The sequence below is a fragment of the Microcoleus sp. Pol10D4 genome, from assembly GCF_036701555.1.
Lineage (GTDB): Bacteria > Cyanobacteriota > Cyanobacteriia > Cyanobacteriales > Microcoleaceae > Microcoleus.
In genome coordinates this window covers 31606-50970 of record NZ_JAUBRA010000013.1, presented here as the reverse complement: position 1 = coordinate 50970, position 19365 = coordinate 31606, and the positions used below count along the sequence as shown (strand labels likewise).

Sequence of the window (19365 nt, the reverse complement as noted above, 5' to 3'; positions counted from 1 at the left end):
AGAAGTCTCTCATCAGTAATCGGCCGCCGATAATTTGTAATTTACTTAGAATTCCGTTAGATATCTTAATGTGGCGCTCATGTTAATGCCAGCCAGTTCAGAATTTGTCAAACTTTGCCGCTCGCAGGTAGCCATCGCCGTTAGTTTGGGAGCGAAATTCAGCGCGGTATACCTGACACAAGAGTTGGTAGAAGGCAGCGAAGCAAAGTTGGTGCCGATCGCAGTTTACCCAGAAACCTCAGCCGAATCGGAAGAAAATCAGGGGTTGAGGTTCCAATCTTCCGAAAGCTCGACAGTAAAACCGGTACCGCGACTGCTGGCGCCGCCTGTTGAGGTGGAAGAATCAACGGTAGGGGCGATCGCACCCGAACCGCTTCCGGGTAATGAGCGCACTTCCCATCAGTGCCAAGGCCCGGAGAATGTGTGGCAGCAACGCAGGCAAATTGTGACGCCTCTGATACACGAGGGAGCTGTAATGGGACTCCTAGTCAGCGGTCGGCAAGACAGGCCTTGGAACGAGCCAGAAGAGGCTCAAATACAACAAATTGCTCGCACCTTAGCCCTAGCCTGCATTTTAGACCAGCGATCGCAGTGGATGCAGCAGGAATTGGGTACGAGTCGGCAAATCCAGGCTCAGGTTTACGACACGATGCACAATTTGCTGCATCAGTTCAAAAGTCCGCTGACAGCGTTGCGAACTTTTGGCAAGCTGTTAGCGCGGCGGCTGGTACCGGAAGACAAAAACCGCAATGTGGCTTTTAGTATTGTCCGAGAGAGCGATCGGCTGCAAGAGTTGCTCGGCCAGTTCGATCGAACTGTTGACACCGGCGAAGCACATATAAAACTGCCATCGCGCACTTCAGAAAAAGCAATGTCCAATGTGGAATCAATCCGGCATTCTCCTCTGTCGCTGTCACCTGCGGTCAATTTGGAGGAATCCTGTTTTGTTACAGAAGTCTTAAAACCGCTGTTAACTTCCGCTGAGGCGATCGCATCTGAAAGGCATCTGAAATTGCTAGCCGACATCCCGGCGGATTTGCCGCCAGTCTCAGCGAACGATCGAGCTTTGCGCGAGGTTTTGAGCAATTTAATTGACAATGCTTTGAAATATACCCCGGCCGGCCGCCAAATTTATATTAAAGTAAGGTACAAAGCAGCGGATGGCGATCGGGCAGGATACAGCCAATTGCCTGCCATAGCAGTTGCCGTCAGCGACACAGGTTCCGGCATTCCTCCCCAGGATTTAGAGCATTTATTTGAGCGGCACTACCGGGGAGAAAAAGCGCAGACAGAAATTCCGGGTACAGGATTGGGTTTGGCGATCGCCCGCGATTTAGTCCGCCAAATGCAAGGAGAAATAGAAGTATTTTCCCCAGTCAATCCTGAATGGCTACCCTTTGCAGAAACTAATTTATTATATCCAACGGATCGTGGCACTACCTTTGTGGTTTGGCTACCAGTGAATAATTAACGAACTCCATTGCTTAGAGACATTTTTTATGAAACATCTGCCTTTATTCGATAAAATTCCCAAGTTATCAAATTCTTTAAAAGTTTTCAAGAAACACTTTTTGGGTGTACCCCTTTTAGCTTTTTTTAACATTCTGACTATTGTGATTTTGGGCGGGCTGAGCGTATACGCCAAATTTAACAACAAGGGACGCGGAGTTGAACGCCTATTTAGCGATCCTTTTAATTTCTGGCTCCCTTATGAAGGAATTCTAACCGGACTTTCCGAAGTTATCGGGTGTCTCCCAGTCGCAATTTGTGCATTTACTTTCGGAGTGTTGCGCCAAAAAGATCCGGGTAGTAGAGCGACGATATTCTTATTTTTTAGTGCTTTACTCCTGGGAGTTTTTTACCTGGATGACAGGTTTCGGATGACTTTGATTATGTCTCGGTTGGGAATATCTAAGAAATTAATTTATTTGTGTTATGGTAGTGCAGTTTTCCTTTACGGAGTTAAGTTTTGGCGATACATCAACACTACTCCTTACCTGCCATTAGTTGGAGCATTCATCTTGTTTGCTATCTCGCGGTTGGAGGATATTGTAAACACTCCAAATCAAGGACTACACGCGATTTTAGAAGATGGCACTAAATTATTAGGTCTAGTGAATTTAGCCCTGTATTTTTGGTACGTCTGTCATCATGAAGTTTGGCGGCATTTCCAGCAAAGCGAAAAGCGTTGATCGCCTCGATGGTATTACTACAAAAAAAGCCGTTGCTTAATTAGGGTATCACTAAGCAACGCAGGCGATCGCATAAAACCCAAATAATTTCTTTGATTGTGAGATGGCATGGGAAAATTAGCAAATTTTAGATAGTAAATTAATAATCGAAGAGAATGTCTGATCAACTTGTTGTCTGATTTAGAATAACAAAAAGTTTTTCGTTTCAAACGAGCTATCAGGATGTATTAATCTTGTATTTTCGCGCTCAACTATTGTCCTATATATACAGCATATTCCATGTAGATGTAGATCGCGATCAACCGGGTTTCGAGCAACAGAATCAGTAATGATGCGAGAACTCTAAAAAAAACCGTGAGAGCGCGGTGCAGCTTTAGACACGGCAATGCCAATCCCCTACGGGGATTGAGCCATCAGGGGTTTACTTCATAAACCTGTAATCTGCTCTAAGTTAGAAGAATATGGCTAAAGCCGCAGCGCCTATCCCGAACCCAGAAGGGGGGGACTTGCTGCGGGGAAAAATTCTGTCATAATTCCGATTAATGAGCAATTACCAATTAGCAATTACCCTGTTCTCATGCAACTGAAAAACAGTATATGATCAATTCAGCCCGATGAGTTTTCTAGGCATTCGCTACGGTGGCGATCTTAGTGGCTCTACAGATAGTCGGCAGATCAATAATAAACTGCGTTCCCTGCTCTGGCGTAGAAATACACTCCAATTGACCGCAGTGTTTTTCTATCAGAATTTTTCTGCTGATGGACAATCCCATGCCTGTACCTTTTCCTATAGGCTTAGTAGTAAAAAAGGGAGTGAAAAGTTTAGCACGAACTGTTTCTGTCATGCCCACACCATTATCAGAAATTGTTACCAGGATGTGGGAAGCCGAGCTACTGTTGTCATGCGAATTGCCGGGTACAACTTCAGTCCGAATCAAAATCTGGGGGTTAAAAACTGCACCATCTTCTCTACTTAGCCGCTCTTCTAAAGCATCTATAGCATTCGCTAAAAGGTTCATAAACACCTGATTGAGCTGACCGGCATAACAGTTCACAAGCGGCAATGCACCATAGTCTTTTATCACATTGATAGCAGGGCGATCAGACTTAGCCTTTAGTCGGTGCTGTAAGATCATCAAAGTGCTATTAATGCCTTCGTGGATATCTACTGATTTAATTTCAGTTTCATCCAACCGAGAAAAATTGCGTAGAGAGTGAACAATATTGCGAATGCGTTCGATCCCTAACTGCATGGAAGAAAGCAATTTTGGTAAATCATCTATGATAAATGGCAACTCTGCATCTTCTATTTCATGGATAATTTCTGCTTCTGGTTTCGGGTAATGCCTTTGATAAAGATTCAACATATTAATGAGTTCTTTAATATAGTCGTTGGCGTGGGACAGATTGCCATAAATAAAGTTAACCGGATTATTGATTTCATGAGCTACACCTGCAACTAATTGACCGAGACTAGACATTTTTTCACTTTGAACTAGCTGGAGTTGTGTTTCTTGGAGTTCTTTGACAAAATGCTCTAAGGCAACAGATTTTTGGTGTTCTTTTTCTTCACTGATACGGAGTGCTTTCTCTACTTGTTCGCGCCGCTCTATTTCAGACAGCAAATTCTGGCTTAGAGAAAAACTTCTCAAAGCTGTTAGCATGGTAGTGTATAGCTTTGATGTCGTTAATTCAGTTTTAGTTTTATAGTCATTAATATCGTAATTGATAATAATGCTTTTTTCAGGTACTTGTCCGGGTTGACCCGTGCGTAAAATAATTCGCACTAACTGATTGCCTAAAACTTCTCGGACATATTTAACAAAGTTTAAGCCAGCATCATCTGTTTCCATAATTACATCAAGTAAGATGATGGCAACATCAGGATTTTCTTGGATTAGCTGTTTAGCTTCACGAGCGGAGTAAGCATTAATGAAAGTTAAAGATTTATTTTCAAAAACAAACTTCCTTAGTGAAATTTCGGTAGCGGTGTGAACTTGAGCCTCATCATCTACAACTAAAATTTTCCAGCTTTCACTCAGTTTTTCTTCTGGGGTTTCATCTGCAAACAATATCTCGTCATCCGAGTCGATTACTTCGGCAAAGTATACTGTTTCTGGAGATGGTTGAGTTAACAAATCGTCAAAATCATTTTTCATTGCTGTACACCTTTATTTTTTACTAATGTTTAGGTTTGAAGTTAGAAAACCTGTTAAGAAAAAGGCAGAAGGGAGAAGAGTTACACAGCAACCTTTTCAGTCATCCTTATTTTATTTTTAATACGGTGGACTTACTTAGTTATCTTGGTTACACAATCGGAATTGGAACTCTACATTTATGAATCAATTTGCATGGGTAATTTAATAATAAACTTGGTTCCTCTTCCCACCTCACTTAGACATTCAATTTCACCTTTTAGTTTTTGGGTGACTAAATTGTAGACAATATGTAACCCTAACCCACTGCCACCTTGACCACGCTTAGTGGTAAAGAATGGCTCAAAAATTTTACTTAAGTTTTCTGGGGGAATACCTTTACCTTCATCGGCGTATTCAAACCTTAGCCGATTACCTTCTTGCTCCCAAGCAAAGATTAGTTCCCCAGAAATCCCTGGTTCGTAGGCATGAATCAGAGAATTGATTAGCAAGTTTGTCACAACTTGGGACAATGCTCCTGGATAAGAATCTATAGCAATTTTGCTATCTCCCTTAATTTTAAGCGAATGTTGGCTATTTTTCAACTTTGGTTTTAATTGTAATAAAATTTCATCAAGATAAGGTCTGATCTGGAAAGTACGCCGTTCTTCGCTAGAGCGATCTACTGCTACTTGTTTAAAGCTTTGAATCAAGGCTGCCGCCCGATCTAGGTTAATTAGAAGTGCCTTACTGCTTTGGGTAGCAATATCGACAAACTCTTCTAAATCCGATCGCTTCATTTTGCCACTTTTATAAATAGATGCAAATTCTGTAGTATTTTCTGCCAAAGCTGAAGCAACAGTGACACCCACTCCGATGGGAGTATTAATTTCATGGGCAACACCAGCAACTAATCCTCCCAGAGATGCCATTTTTTCAGATTCGACTAGCTGAGTTTGGGTGGCTTTTAAAGCCTCTAAGGTGTTCGATAATTGTTGAGTACGATCGCTCACTAATTGCTCTAAGTTTTGATTAAAATCCTGTAAATTTTTGTAAAGTTGAGCATTCTCAATGGAAATAGCAATTTGGGCAGATAAAAGTTTTAACAACTCAAGGCGATCAGTAGTAAAAGCCCCTTCAGTCAGGTTATTTTCCAAATAAAGAATGCCAGTCAGCTTACCTTGGTGCAGCAGAGGAGTGCAAAGAATAGACTTCGGTTGAGTAGCTGCAATATAAGGATCGCGGGTAAATTGTCCCTCTTGAGCCGCATTATTTAACACCACATTTTCCTGAGTGCGAATCACATAATTGGCGATCGCACTTGCAAGCAAAGGAGAGCCCCCAGAAGCTGCTATCGGATTGAGAGGAAGCGATTGCAGCACACTAACTTCATCCTCCTGCACCGAACCTTCCGCCTCTAGCGCCCAGTTTCCCCCTTTTTCTAAAATCAAAAAACCTTTTTGCGCCCCCGCATTCTCGATCGCAATTTTCATCAATCTTTCCAGCAACCTACTCAAAACTATTTCACCCGAAATTGCGAAAGAAGCTTTCATCACCGTAGCTAAATCTAGCGTCTCACCCAAATTGTTGCTAGTAGTCGCCGTCGTAGTGCGATTAACTTTAGTTTGAGTAGTTGTCTTCCCTGAAGTTCTCGCGATTAATTGAGGATATTTTTCCTCCAAACTCTCAACTTTACGTTTAGCACCCCAGTATTGGTAGCCATAGTGGGCCTTAGTCAAATAGATTTGGGCAAATTCTTCTTTATCTTTCCCCAACCAGAACTTAGCAGCAAGAAACGCCGCCAGCGCTTCATTCTGAATAAAATCACCCTCTCTAGCCTCAGCTATCGCGCGATCGTACAAATCCATCGCCTCTAAATCTCGACCTGAAATTCTCGCCATTTCTGCCGCCACTAGCGATAATTTATGTAAAAAACTTTCCGAGCAGTTATCCGCCCAAACTTTGATTTGTTTCTGATTAGCTTCTAATTGCAGCCAGTAATCTTGTCGCTCCGATTCAGAAACCTCTGAATACAGAGCCGTTAAAATCAGACAACGGTAAAAATAATGGTGAGCACTAGAAATATGACCCATCAAATAATCGATCAGCTCTGCCGCGCGATCCGATGCTTCTAGCGCCTCACTATACTGTTCGTAAAGATAGAAAGTCTGCGCCTTTAAAACATAAAACTCGCACAGCGCCGCCATACTTTTACGGCTGTGGAAATTTGCTAAATGCTCTTTTTCGCTAATTTCATCCTCTTCGCCCATCAAATTTAAAATTGCTATCTTATTAGCAATGATAATATCAATCGCCCAGAAATTTTTAGTTTGCTCGCAAAAATGGAGCGACTTGCCAATATCTTCCAAGAGATTATTCAAATTCATGCCCTGGAAGAAATAGGTAATAGTTTGAAACATCCGGTTATAACCCGTCCATTGCAAATTGCCCGATTGCAAGCCAACTTTATAACCTTCGTTATTAATTTCCGCCGTAGTTTTGAGCGGTCTCACCCAGCAGTTTAAGTAATTGGCAAATATCACACTATCTTGGCAGTTTTGAGACAAGTTATTTGAATTTTCGCTCAGAGTCAGAGCGAGTCTGCCAAACTCATAAGCCGATTGGTAATCCCCTAAAATTGAATTCAGGATAATTCCATAACATGAATAGCAGTAAGACCCTCCCGCTACAAAACCGTACTTGAGAGAAAGGTTAATCGCTTTGATTACAGTCAACTTCCACAGTTCTTGAGATGAAAAGAACGTTAGCGGTCCCATGTTTCCCAATAATTTCATAGCCATTTGTTGAGCAGGATCTTGCATTTTTTCGGCATGAATTAATGAAGCAATTTCTTGGTTTGCCAAGTTGGCTTTAGCTGCCGCCATTTCCGCATTAACCGCCTCGCTTAAATTATCTTCAGCCAAGTCTATGCCCAGCAAGTGAAGGGCTTTTAGTCCAGATTGAACTGCTGCTTCATATTTACTCAGCAGAGTGTACTGCACGATCAAAATGTTGTATATTTCGGCTTTTTCTAGCTCAGATTTTGCCTGGGCAAATGCCACTTCTATTAAAGCTTCTGATTCTTCAAAATTGCCGTTTAAATATTCTGCCTCTGCCAGCTCCTTATGAAATGTAAAAGCTAGTTCGTAGGATTCTTGCCAAATATCGCCCGGTAAAATTTCTCGACCGAATTTTAAGTAGTCTCTGGCAGCAGCATAAGCCGTTGCATCTTTGGCTTTGCGAGCGGCTGTTAAATTTAAAATAGCTAGTTCAATTTTCTCGTGATCATCAATGATTAAAGTCCGACCCGAATTCAAATGATCAGCAATTTCAAAAATTCTTTCGGCTCGTCGCTCAGGAGAAATATTTGCCAGTAACAGACGACCAATTTGTAGGTGAATTGCTGTTTGCAGTTTTGAGTCAATTAAAGCGTAACCTGACTGTTGCACGCGGTCATGCAAAAATTTATAAGTAGTAATTACTAAGTCTGAGTTAATTATTTCTGATTCGCTAGCACCTAACTCAGAAGTAGCTAAGATTAATCCCTCTTGGATGGCTGGCAATAGTTCTTGAAAGGTGGCTACCCAAGATTTCTCGTTAATAATTGAAAGAGTGTTTAAGTCAAAACTATTACCCACGCAAGCAGCCAAACGCAACACTTGCTGAGTTGATGCGGGCAGTCTTTTCAATTTTCCTAGCATCAATTCAATGACGTTATCAGTAATACCTACTGATTCAATTTCTGATATATTCCAATCCCAGTTTCTTTTTTGAAAGTTGAATTTCAGCAGGTTTTCTTGATAGAGAGTTTTGAGAAACTGATTGACAAAAAAAGGATTACCTTGAGTTTTATCGAGAACTAACTCGGCGAGGGGGAGGGCTGATTTTTGGTCTTTACGCAGGGTATCAGCAATTAAGTTAACTATGTGGTGAAGGTGTAAGGGAGCTAAAGTAATTCGCTCGATTCTTGCACCTTGATTTTGCAGCTCATCCACAGTCATCATTAAAGGATGAGATGGGTTAACTTCGTTGTCTCGATAAGCACCAATTAGAAATAGATAGTTGGTTTGCTCATCTGCTATCATTACTTGTAGCAATTTCAATGTGGCGGCATCAGCCCATTGTAAATCGTCGAGAAAGATGACTAAGGGATAGTCAACTGAACAAAAGACGCGGATGAATTTTTGAAATACTAAATTAAAGCGGTTTTGTGCTTCTGTAGCGCCTAATTCTTGTACGGCGGGCTGTTGGCCAATGATTAATTCTACTTCAGGAATGACATCGACAATGATTTGACTATTAGCGCCAACGGCTGCTAATATTTTTTCTTTCCAGGTATTTAGTTGATTTTCGCTTTCTGTTAAGAGTTGCTTGACTAATGATTGAAAGGCTTTGACAACGGCGGCGTAAGGGATATTTCGTTGAAATTGGTCGAATTTTCCGGCTATAAAATAACCTCTGGCTTTAGTAATTGGTTTATAAACTTCTTGTACTAAGGCGGATTTTCCAATGCCAGAGTAACCGGATACTAGCATCATTTCGGTGCTGCCTCTGCTGACTCGCTCAAATGCTGCTAATAAGGTTTCAACTTCTGTTTCTCTCCCGTAGAGTTTTTGAGGTATCTGAAACTTATCTGTAATATCTTTTTGGGCGATCGCAAAATCAGCAATTCCTCCCGTATTTTTTAATTGTTCTAGGCATTCTTCTAAGTCAGCGATAATTCCCCAAGGGCTTTGATATCTGGCTTCAGCGGTTTTCGCTAATAGCTTCATCACAATATCAGAAACAGCTTTAGGAATTTCTCGATTGATTTGATGGAGCGGTACTGCTTGTTTAGCAATGTGACAGTGGATTAATTCCATTGCATCGCTGTAATCCCAGGGCAATTGCCGCGTTAGCAGTTCGTAAAAAGTGACTCCTAATGAGTAAAAATCAGTGCGGTAGTCGATCGCTCTGTTCATTCTGCCTGTTTGTTCCGGCGATATATAGCTAAGAGTGCCTTCTAAAACATTAGGATTTTTTAGGGTAGGATTTTCGCGCTTTAAAACAGTAGAGATGCCAAAATCTATAATTTGAACTCGCCCTGTGGTTGAGTTAATAATAATATTGCTGGGATTGATATCTTTATGAATAATTTTATGTCGATGAATTTCACCTAAAGCCCTGGTTATTTTAATAGCTGTTAATAAAAACTCTTCTAAGGTAAGTTGGTGAGAAGCCAATAAGAGCTTTAATGAGTCTCCACCACAATCCTCGAAAATGATAGCCAAACTGTTATGGTATCTTTCTAAGCTGTAGGTTTTAGGCACACTTTCTAGGTGAAGATTGTGTGTAATTTCGTATTCCTGCTTGTATCTGACTAACGAAGCTGGCATCGGATAATCTTGTTTGAGAAATTTGAGAATTACCGGTTGGTTGTCTTGCTTTCTCAGTCCCCGGTAAACTATAGAATTATTACTTTCATGGATCTGGTTGGTAATGTCGTAGCCCGGTAAGTTAATCATTCTTACAGCCTCTTGTAAGTATTAATACTCAATTATTAGTTTAAAAATTGTTAATTAATTAAGTAGATGTATCCTCTAATACATAATATTATCTGAAAAATTAAGAAAAACTTAAGTTTCAAAAGAAAAGTTATTTTTTATTAACATATCTTCAAAATAAGACGGCTAAACATTCCGGTCAGGAGTACGATCGCTCCACAGTTTCCTGCAAAATCCGGCAAAACAGAGTGAAGTGCGATCGCCCTTAGTCTTCATAGGAGATTTGGGCGTTGCATAATTAGAGTATAAATAGGGCGAATCACCATGCAATCAAAGCGAGTGCAAATTAACCCATATCCGTAAAAACACTAAGAAAAAAGGAAAACAGAACCACATTTGTGTCAAATGCGATGTCAATTTATCGCTGATGATGAGCCCCACGCCTTATTACAGCGAGAGTGTGAAACCCGAATGCCTAAAAATGTATGTCAATAGTATAGGTTTTCGGGCAATTAACGAATCAAGGGAGTTTATCACACCACCCTAATAACTTCGATAAGACTTGTGGGAAAACTCCATTACCAAGGATTGCCAATCATTGTAAAGGCGGCCCAATAATAAGGATGCAAAAGCACTCGATCGCCCCGCGTCGCAATTTCCGGAGGCAAAATTAGACTCATAGAGAGCCCTTCGACTCGCAACATCCCGTCTTGAATCCGCACGCGCCCCCGCAGCATCTCCAATTGCGCGCGCCGCAAAGCCTCCGCTTTAATCATCAAATTGCCACCGCGTCTGGGGGCGCGCAACTGCCGATAAAACTCAGTCATCAGCCCCAAAGTCCCCTCATCGCTGACTTCCCACAAACTCGCTAAAGCGGATCTAGCACCGCTAGCTACCGCCAAACCCGCAAACCCCAACTCCGCCTCTTCGTCGCCCAAAGCGGTACTGCACGCGCTTAAAACTAACAGATTCACCGGCGGTTCATTCCAGCGCAACTGTGGCATTTGATCCAGGCGCAATTTAGTATCCCACAACTGAATGTAAGAATTTTTCGGTTCCCCAGGCTGGAATTCGCTGTGAGTTGCTAAGTGAATGATGCCAAAAGGTCGATTTGCCCGCTGAGCTTGCAAATTTCCCAGAGTAAAATCTTGATTCAAAAATAATTTTCCTTCTGAGGGCGGCGCGATCGACTCTAACTCCACTGGTACGGCTGGTAATGGCGCTTTATCTTCAAATACCGACGCCCCCATTGCCAAAATTTCATCATCCGCAATATTGTCGTAGCCGATATCAGTTAAACTCAGACTCGGCATCACGCTAATGCTGTATTTCTCCACTAAAAAGCCTTTGCCGTCGTGAAGGGCAGCAAACGGCACACTCCGCAAACCTGCTGCCGGAATTACAATTAAATTGTCAATTTTTAAAGCTGTCAATTCTGCAGCAACTGGTGCAATTAACCACCGATAAAGTTTTTGCGCCGTATCCAAATAACTAATGCTGCTTCTTTTTCGGGGATTAGTTATTTCGCTTTGCAGGGCGTCGGCTAGTTGCAACACCTGCCACCGCGTTGTCGCCGGAACTACAACGCGCATCGGTTGAGCGTTAGCTGTGACTAACACTAATTCTAAATACTCCCCGTTAGGAACATCGGGAATTTCTTGGCCCTGCGGCGACAACCTCTGGGCTAACTTATCTTCTAAGGGGCGAGGGGGTTCGGAGGTGAGTTTTTTTCTCACAGGCAATAGATTAGATAAATCCCGACTTGCCACCAGCAGTGAACCATCTTCTTTGGCTGCGGCTGCATCCGATCTCCTGAGCCAATTCATATAAATAATTGCAGATTTTGCCCCTGTAATTTGTTCGTTTTTGCGAAGAGTTTCGTAAATTACCGATAGATTAGTAATCGGCTTTCTTGGGGGCAACTCCAGATACTTTTCGTACTCGCGAGTAAAGGTTTGTTCAAATTCTAAAACTCCCGAACCTGCCGCATCTAATCTGCGAGAAGGAGCGAAAATATCCTGGCTCATTGGGGAATTTCTGTCTCGATTGGGCGATCGCAATTCTACTTGCAAAGATGCAGGAAATGACAGCGCCGGATCGGGATTTACGGACTCTAGAGGCGGTTCGGGAATTGGTGCGGGAATTGGTGCGGGAATGGGTTCGGGAATTGGTTCGGGAATTGGTGCGGGAATTGGTGCAGGAGTAGAGGGCGCGGCCGGTGTAACTAGGGAAATCTGATTTGGTAAACTTCCTTGGGTGTAAGTTTGTCCAAAAGAAAAAGTGGGCAAAATGGCGTTTCCCCCGCCAGCATTAATGCTTCCCAGGGTTCCATTGTCGATCGCGCCGCCAACTACAAAAGGTCGATCGATACCGCCTCCGTGGCGAATTGCGATCGCCCCCGCCCCCGCACCTCCGGCAGTAGAAATACTCGAAGAATTGCCCGATATATCGTTGAAAACATTGTTCGAGCGAAACAAACCGAGGGTTGTCACATCAACGCTGCCACCAGTGCCACCAAGGCCACCTTGAGCATTGATAAAGCCCAACTGAATGTTATCAGTCGCGTTCAGGGAAACGCCTCCGCCGTTGCCGTTTGAAGTGCTGCTGGAGTTGATATCTAGAGCCGAAATGCCCGCTTTCGAGATGACATCAATATTTCCGCCGATCGCCCCCGAAGCGTTCAAAGCTCCGGCAGTTAAAGGCCCAGCATTGGTTTGGAGAGCGATCGCGCCTCCTGTTCCCGTTGCCGATGACGAGTCGATCGCGCCTGCTGCAACAGTATTTCCCTCAACCCGAATCCTCCCACCGTTCGAGGTAATATTGCCCGTCCGAACCTCGCCGCTTCCTTGCAGATTCACGCTGCCGCCATCCGTCCTTAAATTACCCTCTAAGAGGACATTTTCTGCCTTGATATCGGCTCCCAAAGCGGCCGTGCTGTCCCCCCCGAAGCGAGCGGAATCTCGCGCGTTAACGCTCAAACTGCGCGCTGTAATTGTGGAAGCAGCCGTCACGCTAGCAGCGTCAGCCGAGAGCTGGCCCAACCTCTGAGTTTGACCGACTAGGCCGCCAAAAGTAATGTTGCCGCCAGCGCGCAGCGTCAAATTATTAGCCCGGCCCGGCGTGCTGTCGAGGCTATTGGCAAAAGTGATATTGCCGGTAGTGGTGGCTAGGGCGGCACTGCGATCGACTGTGACGTTACTATTGAAAGTCATGTCGCCAGATGTCGCAATATTGCCCGATACCTCGGTACTGCCGGCGTTGACAGCCAAACTCGCCAGCGGTGCAGTTTGACCGACTGTAGCGCCGAACAGCACTCGCCCAGCGTCAAGTCTCAGGGCGTGAGATCCGTCTAGGCTACCGGAGAACAGAATGTTGCCGGTAACTTCCGTGCTCAAAGCCACGTCAGCATTGAGGGATGCGTTTCCTGTGAAAGTGAGATCGCCGCCGGATGTCGCAATGTTGGCGTTGAGATCAGTTTGAGGCGCGTCGAGAGTCAAGCTAGCGCTGCCGCTTGTACTCAGGGGATTGTTGATCGCGATCGAGCTGCCTTGAAGTGTTAGCGGGCTGTTGAAGGTAATGGGTGCGACGATCGCGATCGACTCGCTGCTACCGTTTTCGCGCCCGATCGCGATCGAGCCGAAATCCCCCGCCAAAGCGCCGAGATCCGTTGCCGTCAAGTCCAAAATGCCCAAAATATCGCCGGTGCCACCGATCCGAATTGCTCGGCTGTCGTTGGGCTGCAAGCGAATTGTTCCCCCCGCACTGCTGACAGAATTGCTGCCGCCTCTGAAGTCAATACCGTTAGCAGTGATAGCGATACTGCCGCCGTTAGCATTGAGTCCGCCCAGAGAGATGCTGCTGGCGAAAATGTTGATGTTGCCACCTTGAGTCTCGATTAAATCCTTGGGGTCATTGACAACAAACACTCCGCCCGATCTAAATGTTACGGTGTCTCCGGTTCTCGCTTGCAGGGAAAGTTGGTTATCGGGTAAGTCTTGGAGGGTGATGTAGCCGGGGGTTTCTATAACCACGTTGCTGCCGGCTGCCATCTGTTCCAACTGTACTTCTGAGATCGATGTTTCATTGGGTTCAGGTGCCGATGCGAGTTCCCCGCCAGATGGCGCGCTGGTGTCGCCGTTACCGCTGACGATCGTAATATTTGCCGGATCGAGCCACAAATTGCCGATCGCACCGTTAGTCGCGCGGGTATCGACCTCTCCTTGGAAAGTTAAAGCATTTTTGCCGGAAACTTCTACTCTGCCGCCGTTACCTGCTGCAGTGCCGCCGCGAGCACTAATATTGCCCAAGAAGCGAGTTGTATTGTCTGACCAAATTACCGCAGTGCCGCCATTGCCGCGGTCGATCGCGTTTGCTGCGATCGTAGAATCAGGACTAACATAAGTTACCTGGGCGTTTGGCACTGGTTCCATCCCCTGGAAACCGCCTCCGACGCGCACAGTACCTCCGCCGTCTGTCCCGGAAGCATCGATATTTGCGCCGAAGAGTCCGACTTTTTCTCCTAAAATATTGACTGTGCCGCCAGCATTCCCAGAAGGGCCAAATACATTTACAGAACCAGAGACGATCGCACTTCCCCCATTTATCCCCACTGTTTGGCCGCTAGTCAGTACCAATTGACCTTGTGCGTTAGTCGTTAAACCTGTGGCTGACGCTACGCCGGGGCCTGTTAGCAACTGAGGCAAAGAAACCGGGGCGATCGCCGATTGTTCTGACTGCAAAGACGGAGTAATTTCTAAACTTAATAAATTGCCAGCTTGACTGATACGGACTGCATTTTCTCCCGGAACAGCAGCCACAGTAATTTGACCGCCTGGAGCCGATAATTGTCCTGTATTAATAACAGTGCCACCGAGCAAAGTTAAACTTTGCCCGCTACCAACTGCCAAGTTTCCTGCATTGACAATTGCCCCCACTTGTGAGTTATTAAAATTAAATTGATTGGGATTTCCCACTAAAGCTTTGTAATCATTAATTCCGGCAGAATTGAACCAGTTATCGCCGAACCCAATACCTGTAGCAGTTGTCGCGAAAAAAGACCCCGGCACGTTTAATCTAGCATTTTGACCGAAGACAATTCCCGCCGGATTCATTAAGAATAAATTTGAGTTGCCGCCGCTTACAGAAATCAGACCGTTAATGACGGAAACATCCCCGCCGGAAATCCGCCCTAAAATATTTTGAATATTTGGATTAGTTAGAAAATTAGCGATTTGACCTTCGCTGAGATTAAACTGACTGAAGCTGTGAAACAGATTGGCCCCGTTTCCTGACAGTTGTCCGCCACTAATATCTGTACGGTTTTGCTCGGACTGAACAACAGTATTTGTGCCGTCAGTAGCGGGAACGACAGGTTGCGATCGCACTGCTAGCGGTAGCAGCCAAAAACCTAATGTCAAAATTAGAGCAGAACGAAAATAGGTCATTAGTCATTAGTTATTAGTCATTAGTTATTAAGCTGTTGCGGCATTTAAATTGTCTGTCAAAAAACAATCAAAGTCTTGTGGGGAGTAGGAGTTGGGCCTCCCGCCCGCCTCGAATATGCAATTTAAATGCGCGACAGCTTAGTCATTAGCCAGAAGGAAGAAAGAAGAGGTTCGAGGGAAGTCAGAAAAGCCAATTGCCTATTGCCAATTCTCTATTACCAATTCCCTGTTTTGCCCATGCCTCATGCCCCATGCCCCATGCCCCATTCTAATCTCTTATCGTTTTGATTTTTTTTGAGCTGTAATGTTCCGCCAAAGTGCCAATAAACTTAAAAAGGTCGATCGAACACCGCCACCGCCGGGGGTCGATCGTACTCCAAAACCACCCGTTGCCAGAATGTGGGAAATTCAATAAAAATTTTGTATTGATCTGTAACAAGTGTATTGACAAAATCCCCCCAGAGTCCTATGATTGGAGCACTGATTGGGTGGGAAAGTAAAAACCCACACAATAACTGGCTCCTCTAATAAAGTTAAAAACAAAATATTGATGCTTTTAGAGACCAACCATGCAAACTCCAGCTTTCCCATTTCTAACTGAACAAATAGTAGAGCGGATATTTTCGTCAGGCGAACTGACTCGCGATGACAGACAGCGAATTCAGTCAATGCTCTTAAATGAGTCGATCGGCGAAAATGAATTGAGCTTAATTGAAAGAGTCATGGAAGGCGTAGTCAAGGGAATCCTTGACGTGATGAATTAGTTGATAACGGGCGCGAACATATCTAAATGTAGGGTGCGCCGAGGCACACCTTACCCTAATTTTAAATAAAATCGAAAATCGAAAATTCTGTCACCGTTCTAAAAATCATCATTCGGGCCGTAATCCGGGCCCTCATCCGAGCTAGTATCACGACGCACAAGTTCAGAAGGAGGCCTATCGTTACTCCAGGCCCACCACACGGAATCGCACTGGCAGCGGTAAAATTCTTGCCACTTGCGGCGGTTGAACTCGGTGTATACTGGCGATCGGCGATTAATCCAGACCTCAGTGGCATCCGTACAGCTAGCACCGCACTTGGGACAGCAAAACTCATTAGCGTGAACCGCCGTCGCAGTCCATTCAGGAGGATGTGGAGCAAAAGCTTCCATGTGTTAGAGTTTCTATCTAAACTGCTGGTAATTAAGGCAAATCAAGGCTTGCTAAAGATCCGCAGAGTTCGGAATGACCTAAGCAATGACATAAGTACGCTGTTGAGTGCGTAATTTATCTGCCCGTTATTTTTTTTAGCATTTGCCGTCAGATGAATAGTATAACTGATGTGGTGCAAACCGTCGATCGGCATTCTCAAGTATTTCAAGGACTAGGCTCATGTCTATCTACAATCTTATCTCGTTTCTGGGCATTTTTGGCTTATGTGCGATCGCCTGGGTTTTTTCAGAAAACCGCAAAGTTCAGTATATACCTTGGCGCGTCATCATCTGGGGCATTGGCCTGCAATTAGTCTTAGGATTTTTAGTATTCCTGTTCCCCCCAACTCGCATCGCCCTAGAGTGGTTTACTAGCTTACTGGATGGAGTATTCACCGCTGCTGACGCTGGAGCGAGGTTTGTATTCGGGAGCAATGTTGTACCCATACCTGGTAAAGAGCCGGCAGTTAATTTAGGATATATTTTTGCCTTTCGAGCTTTACCGACAGTCATCTTTTTTTCTGGCCTCATGGCCTTGCTATACAACATCGGCGTGATTCAAATTGTCACCGAACTTTTTGCCAAAATATTTTATACGACAATGCGGTTGAGCGGCGCAGAAGCCCTCAGTGGCGCTGCTAATATTTTCGTAGGAATTGAAGCGGCAATTGTCGTCAAGCCTTATTTGCCCAAAATGACTCGTTCGGAAATTTGTGCAATCCTCTCTTGCTGTTTTGGGACTGCCGCTTCTTCAACTTTAGCAATTTACGTTAGTTTCCTCAAGCCAGTTTTTCCAAATATTTTAGGGCATTTAGTTTCAGCCTCAATTATCGCCATACCCGCTTGTTTTGTCCTCTCCAAAATCTTAGTACCAGAAACAGGCGTGCCGCTGACAATGGGCGGCATTCCCAAGGAAGAACGGCAGCCTAAAGGTCGCGAGTTTGTGGGCGAAGAAATTTCCGAAATGGACGGCGAAGAATTCAAACAAGAGACTGTAGGGGGAGAACCCATTGAACGAGTCAGCCCTTTGGATGCAGCGATAATTGGTGCATTGGACGGTGTAAAAATGGCGGTAGCCATTGCCGCTGTTTTGATTTTAATCTTAGGCTTAGTTTCCTTAATTAATCAATTCTTTGGCTGGCTGGCAATTTTGCCAGGCCCCATTGGTGGCTTTTTCAAAGTTGTCACCTTAGCAAACATTATGGGAGTTTTATTTTATCCCCTGACGCTATTAACAGGAGTCTCCATTGACGACTCTTGGCAAGCATCAGTAATCATCGGTCGCAGGCTATTAGAAACAGCGATTCCGCCCTATCAAAGTTTAGCAGAAGCGGGGGCAAAAGGACTGGTGAGCGATCGTACAGTTTTAATTGTCAGTTACGCCCTTTCCGGCTTCGCCCACTTAGCCTCCGTCGGCATATTTGTCGGCGGTACGATCGCCCTAATTCCATCCCGTCGCAAAGACATTTCCGAACTTGGTTGGAAAGCATTATTTGTCGGCACTTTAGCGACAATGATGATCGCTTGCATCGCGGGAACCTTCGACACCGGAGACGCCAGCATTTTAGGCGCTAAAACAGCCCCTGCTGCCCCACTAATAGCCCCTGATTCTCCGAAACCGCTGCCATCCCCAAACGCTAATTCAAAGCCGTCAGTTGCCCCAGAAATTGCCAGCCCGAAGCCTTCGGCTAATACCCAAAAAGCGTCTCCCAGAGATCAAGAATCTCCCTCTCCCGCATCCAAGAAAAACCCTTAATTATCTTCTATGGACTTGTAGGGGCTGGTTTTTCCAACAATATTTAACTCCCGTTAAAAATCTTGTAAACCCGCCCCCGCACAACCAATAATCTAGATTAACTTTGATTTGCATCAGCTCAGTTATGGACACGCTCAAACCAAAGAAACCGGGTTTTTCATCAAATCTGTGGTTGTCACAAAGTATGCTCGCAAAAACCCGGTTTCTGGCCACCCGTGCATCAGATTGCGATTTGCCCTTGGGTGAGTGAGGGCGGGTTTTAGAGATTGTAGGTTTTAGACAATTATGGTTGGTGAACCCGCCCCTACAAGCCCCTGATGGATGTTGTTGTTTTTTATGCCGATGCAAGCAATTCCCAATTCCCAATTACCAAAATTTATGAATCCCGATCCAGAAATTCGCCGCCTGTTAGATGTGATGCCCGCTTCCGGCCGCATGATGTGTAAAATTATTAATAAGCCCCAACAATCAACGGTAATTGACTGCGATTTTCCTTTACCTTGGAATCAATATCGCCCGATTTATATTAATTTTGATTTGTGGCGGCTGCTATCTAAGCCGCAGCGGGATTTACTGCTATTGCGGAATGTAAGTTTTCTGTGCAGTTTTAAGTGGTTTAAACCGGATATTTATCAAGGTGCGGCTCTGGCGGGAATTGTCGGGACTGTTGTAGAATTGTTGCAGGGAGATGCGATCGGCACTGCGATCGCGGGCGGTTTGACGGGACTCGCCATGACTCGAATTTGGCGCGACAACCGCAGTTCCCAAGTAGATTTAGATGCTGACGAAGGGGCGGTTAGAGTCGCGGGAAGGCGTGGTTACAAGGAAGCGGAAGCGGCCGGACATTTGCTTGGGGCGATCGAGGCTGTGGCGCAAATTGAAGGGCGCAGTTTGGATTTTAATGAGTTGATTCGGTGTCAAAACTTAAAGGCAATATCGGGTATTTCGGCCGTGGGCGTGCCCGATAGTGTCAGGCAAGAGTGAAAACTACTTTCTTCCTACCATAAGAATATAGAAATTTCGGCTTTACCAAGTTGTGTCGATACTTGATAATTGAATCCGGTGATCGCGACTAATCACTGGCACGTTAAGATACAAAGCAGAAGCAGGGATTATGCGATCGGGCAAATCGGGAATTTGCGCTCGACCCATCTATCCCCTAA

The 19365-nt window shown here is 44.7% G+C and carries 10 protein-coding genes; 5 read left to right on the top strand and 5 right to left on the bottom strand.

Annotated elements, in window-relative coordinates:
* Positions 1–85: 85 nt before the first annotated feature.
* Positions 86–1471, top strand: coding sequence for a GAF domain-containing sensor histidine kinase (locus QUA36_RS09725; protein ID WP_333457086.1), 1386 nt, complete (start codon positions 86–88; stop codon positions 1469–1471).
* A 28-nt stretch (positions 1472–1499) separates the two neighbouring features.
* Positions 1500–2192, top strand: coding sequence for a hypothetical protein (locus QUA36_RS09720; protein ID WP_333162653.1), 693 nt, complete (start codon positions 1500–1502; stop codon positions 2190–2192).
* A gap of 623 nt (positions 2193–2815) precedes the next feature.
* Here the strand turns inward: QUA36_RS09720 and QUA36_RS09710 are convergent.
* The 3 genes from QUA36_RS09710 to QUA36_RS09700 all read right to left on the bottom strand — a co-directional run bounded on the left by QUA36_RS09710 (position 2816) and on the right by QUA36_RS09700 (position 15254).
* Positions 2816–4351, bottom strand: a complete 1536-nt coding sequence (locus QUA36_RS09710; protein WP_333457084.1) for an ATP-binding protein — start codon at positions 4349–4351, stop codon at positions 2816–2818.
* Positions 4352–4527: 176 nt separating this feature from the next.
* Complete coding sequence (locus QUA36_RS09705) at positions 4528–9831, bottom strand: ATP-binding sensor histidine kinase (protein ID WP_333457082.1); 5304 nt, start codon at positions 9829–9831, stop codon at positions 4528–4530.
* Positions 9832–10388: 557 nt separating this feature from the next.
* Positions 10389–15254 carry a CHAT domain-containing protein gene (locus QUA36_RS09700; RefSeq protein WP_333457080.1) on the bottom strand — a complete coding sequence of 1622 codons (4866 nt, stop codon included), beginning with the start codon at positions 15252–15254 and terminating at the stop codon, positions 10389–10391.
* 569 nt (positions 15255–15823) lie between these two features.
* Between QUA36_RS09700 and QUA36_RS09695 the strand changes: the two genes are divergently transcribed.
* A complete protein-coding gene (locus QUA36_RS09695; RefSeq protein ID WP_333162645.1) occupies positions 15824–16018 on the top strand; it encodes a hypothetical protein in 195 nt (64 codons plus the stop codon).
* 98 nt (positions 16019–16116) lie between these two features.
* Here QUA36_RS09695 and QUA36_RS09690 read toward each other — a convergent pair whose 3' ends face one another.
* Positions 16117–16407, bottom strand: a complete 291-nt coding sequence (locus QUA36_RS09690; protein ID WP_333162643.1) for a hypothetical protein — start codon at positions 16405–16407, stop codon at positions 16117–16119.
* Between the two features lie 220 nt (positions 16408–16627).
* Here QUA36_RS09690 and QUA36_RS09685 point away from each other — a divergent pair, with 220 nt between their 5' ends.
* Positions 16628–18202, top strand: coding sequence for a nucleoside transporter C-terminal domain-containing protein (locus tag QUA36_RS09685; protein ID WP_333457078.1), 1575 nt, complete (start codon positions 16628–16630; stop codon positions 18200–18202).
* Positions 18203–18580: 378 nt separating this feature from the next.
* The gene (locus QUA36_RS09680) at positions 18581–19186 is read left to right on the top strand and encodes a DUF3318 domain-containing protein (RefSeq protein ID WP_333457152.1); all 606 of its coding nucleotides are present in this window, start codon (positions 18581–18583) and stop codon (positions 19184–19186) included.
* A gap of 42 nt (positions 19187–19228) precedes the next feature.
* On the opposite strand, the gene QUA36_RS09675 is transcribed toward QUA36_RS09680, so the two are convergent.
* Positions 19229–19354, bottom strand: a complete 126-nt coding sequence (locus QUA36_RS09675) for a hypothetical protein (protein WP_333457077.1) — start codon at positions 19352–19354, stop codon at positions 19229–19231.
* Positions 19355–19365 lie beyond the last annotated feature (11 nt).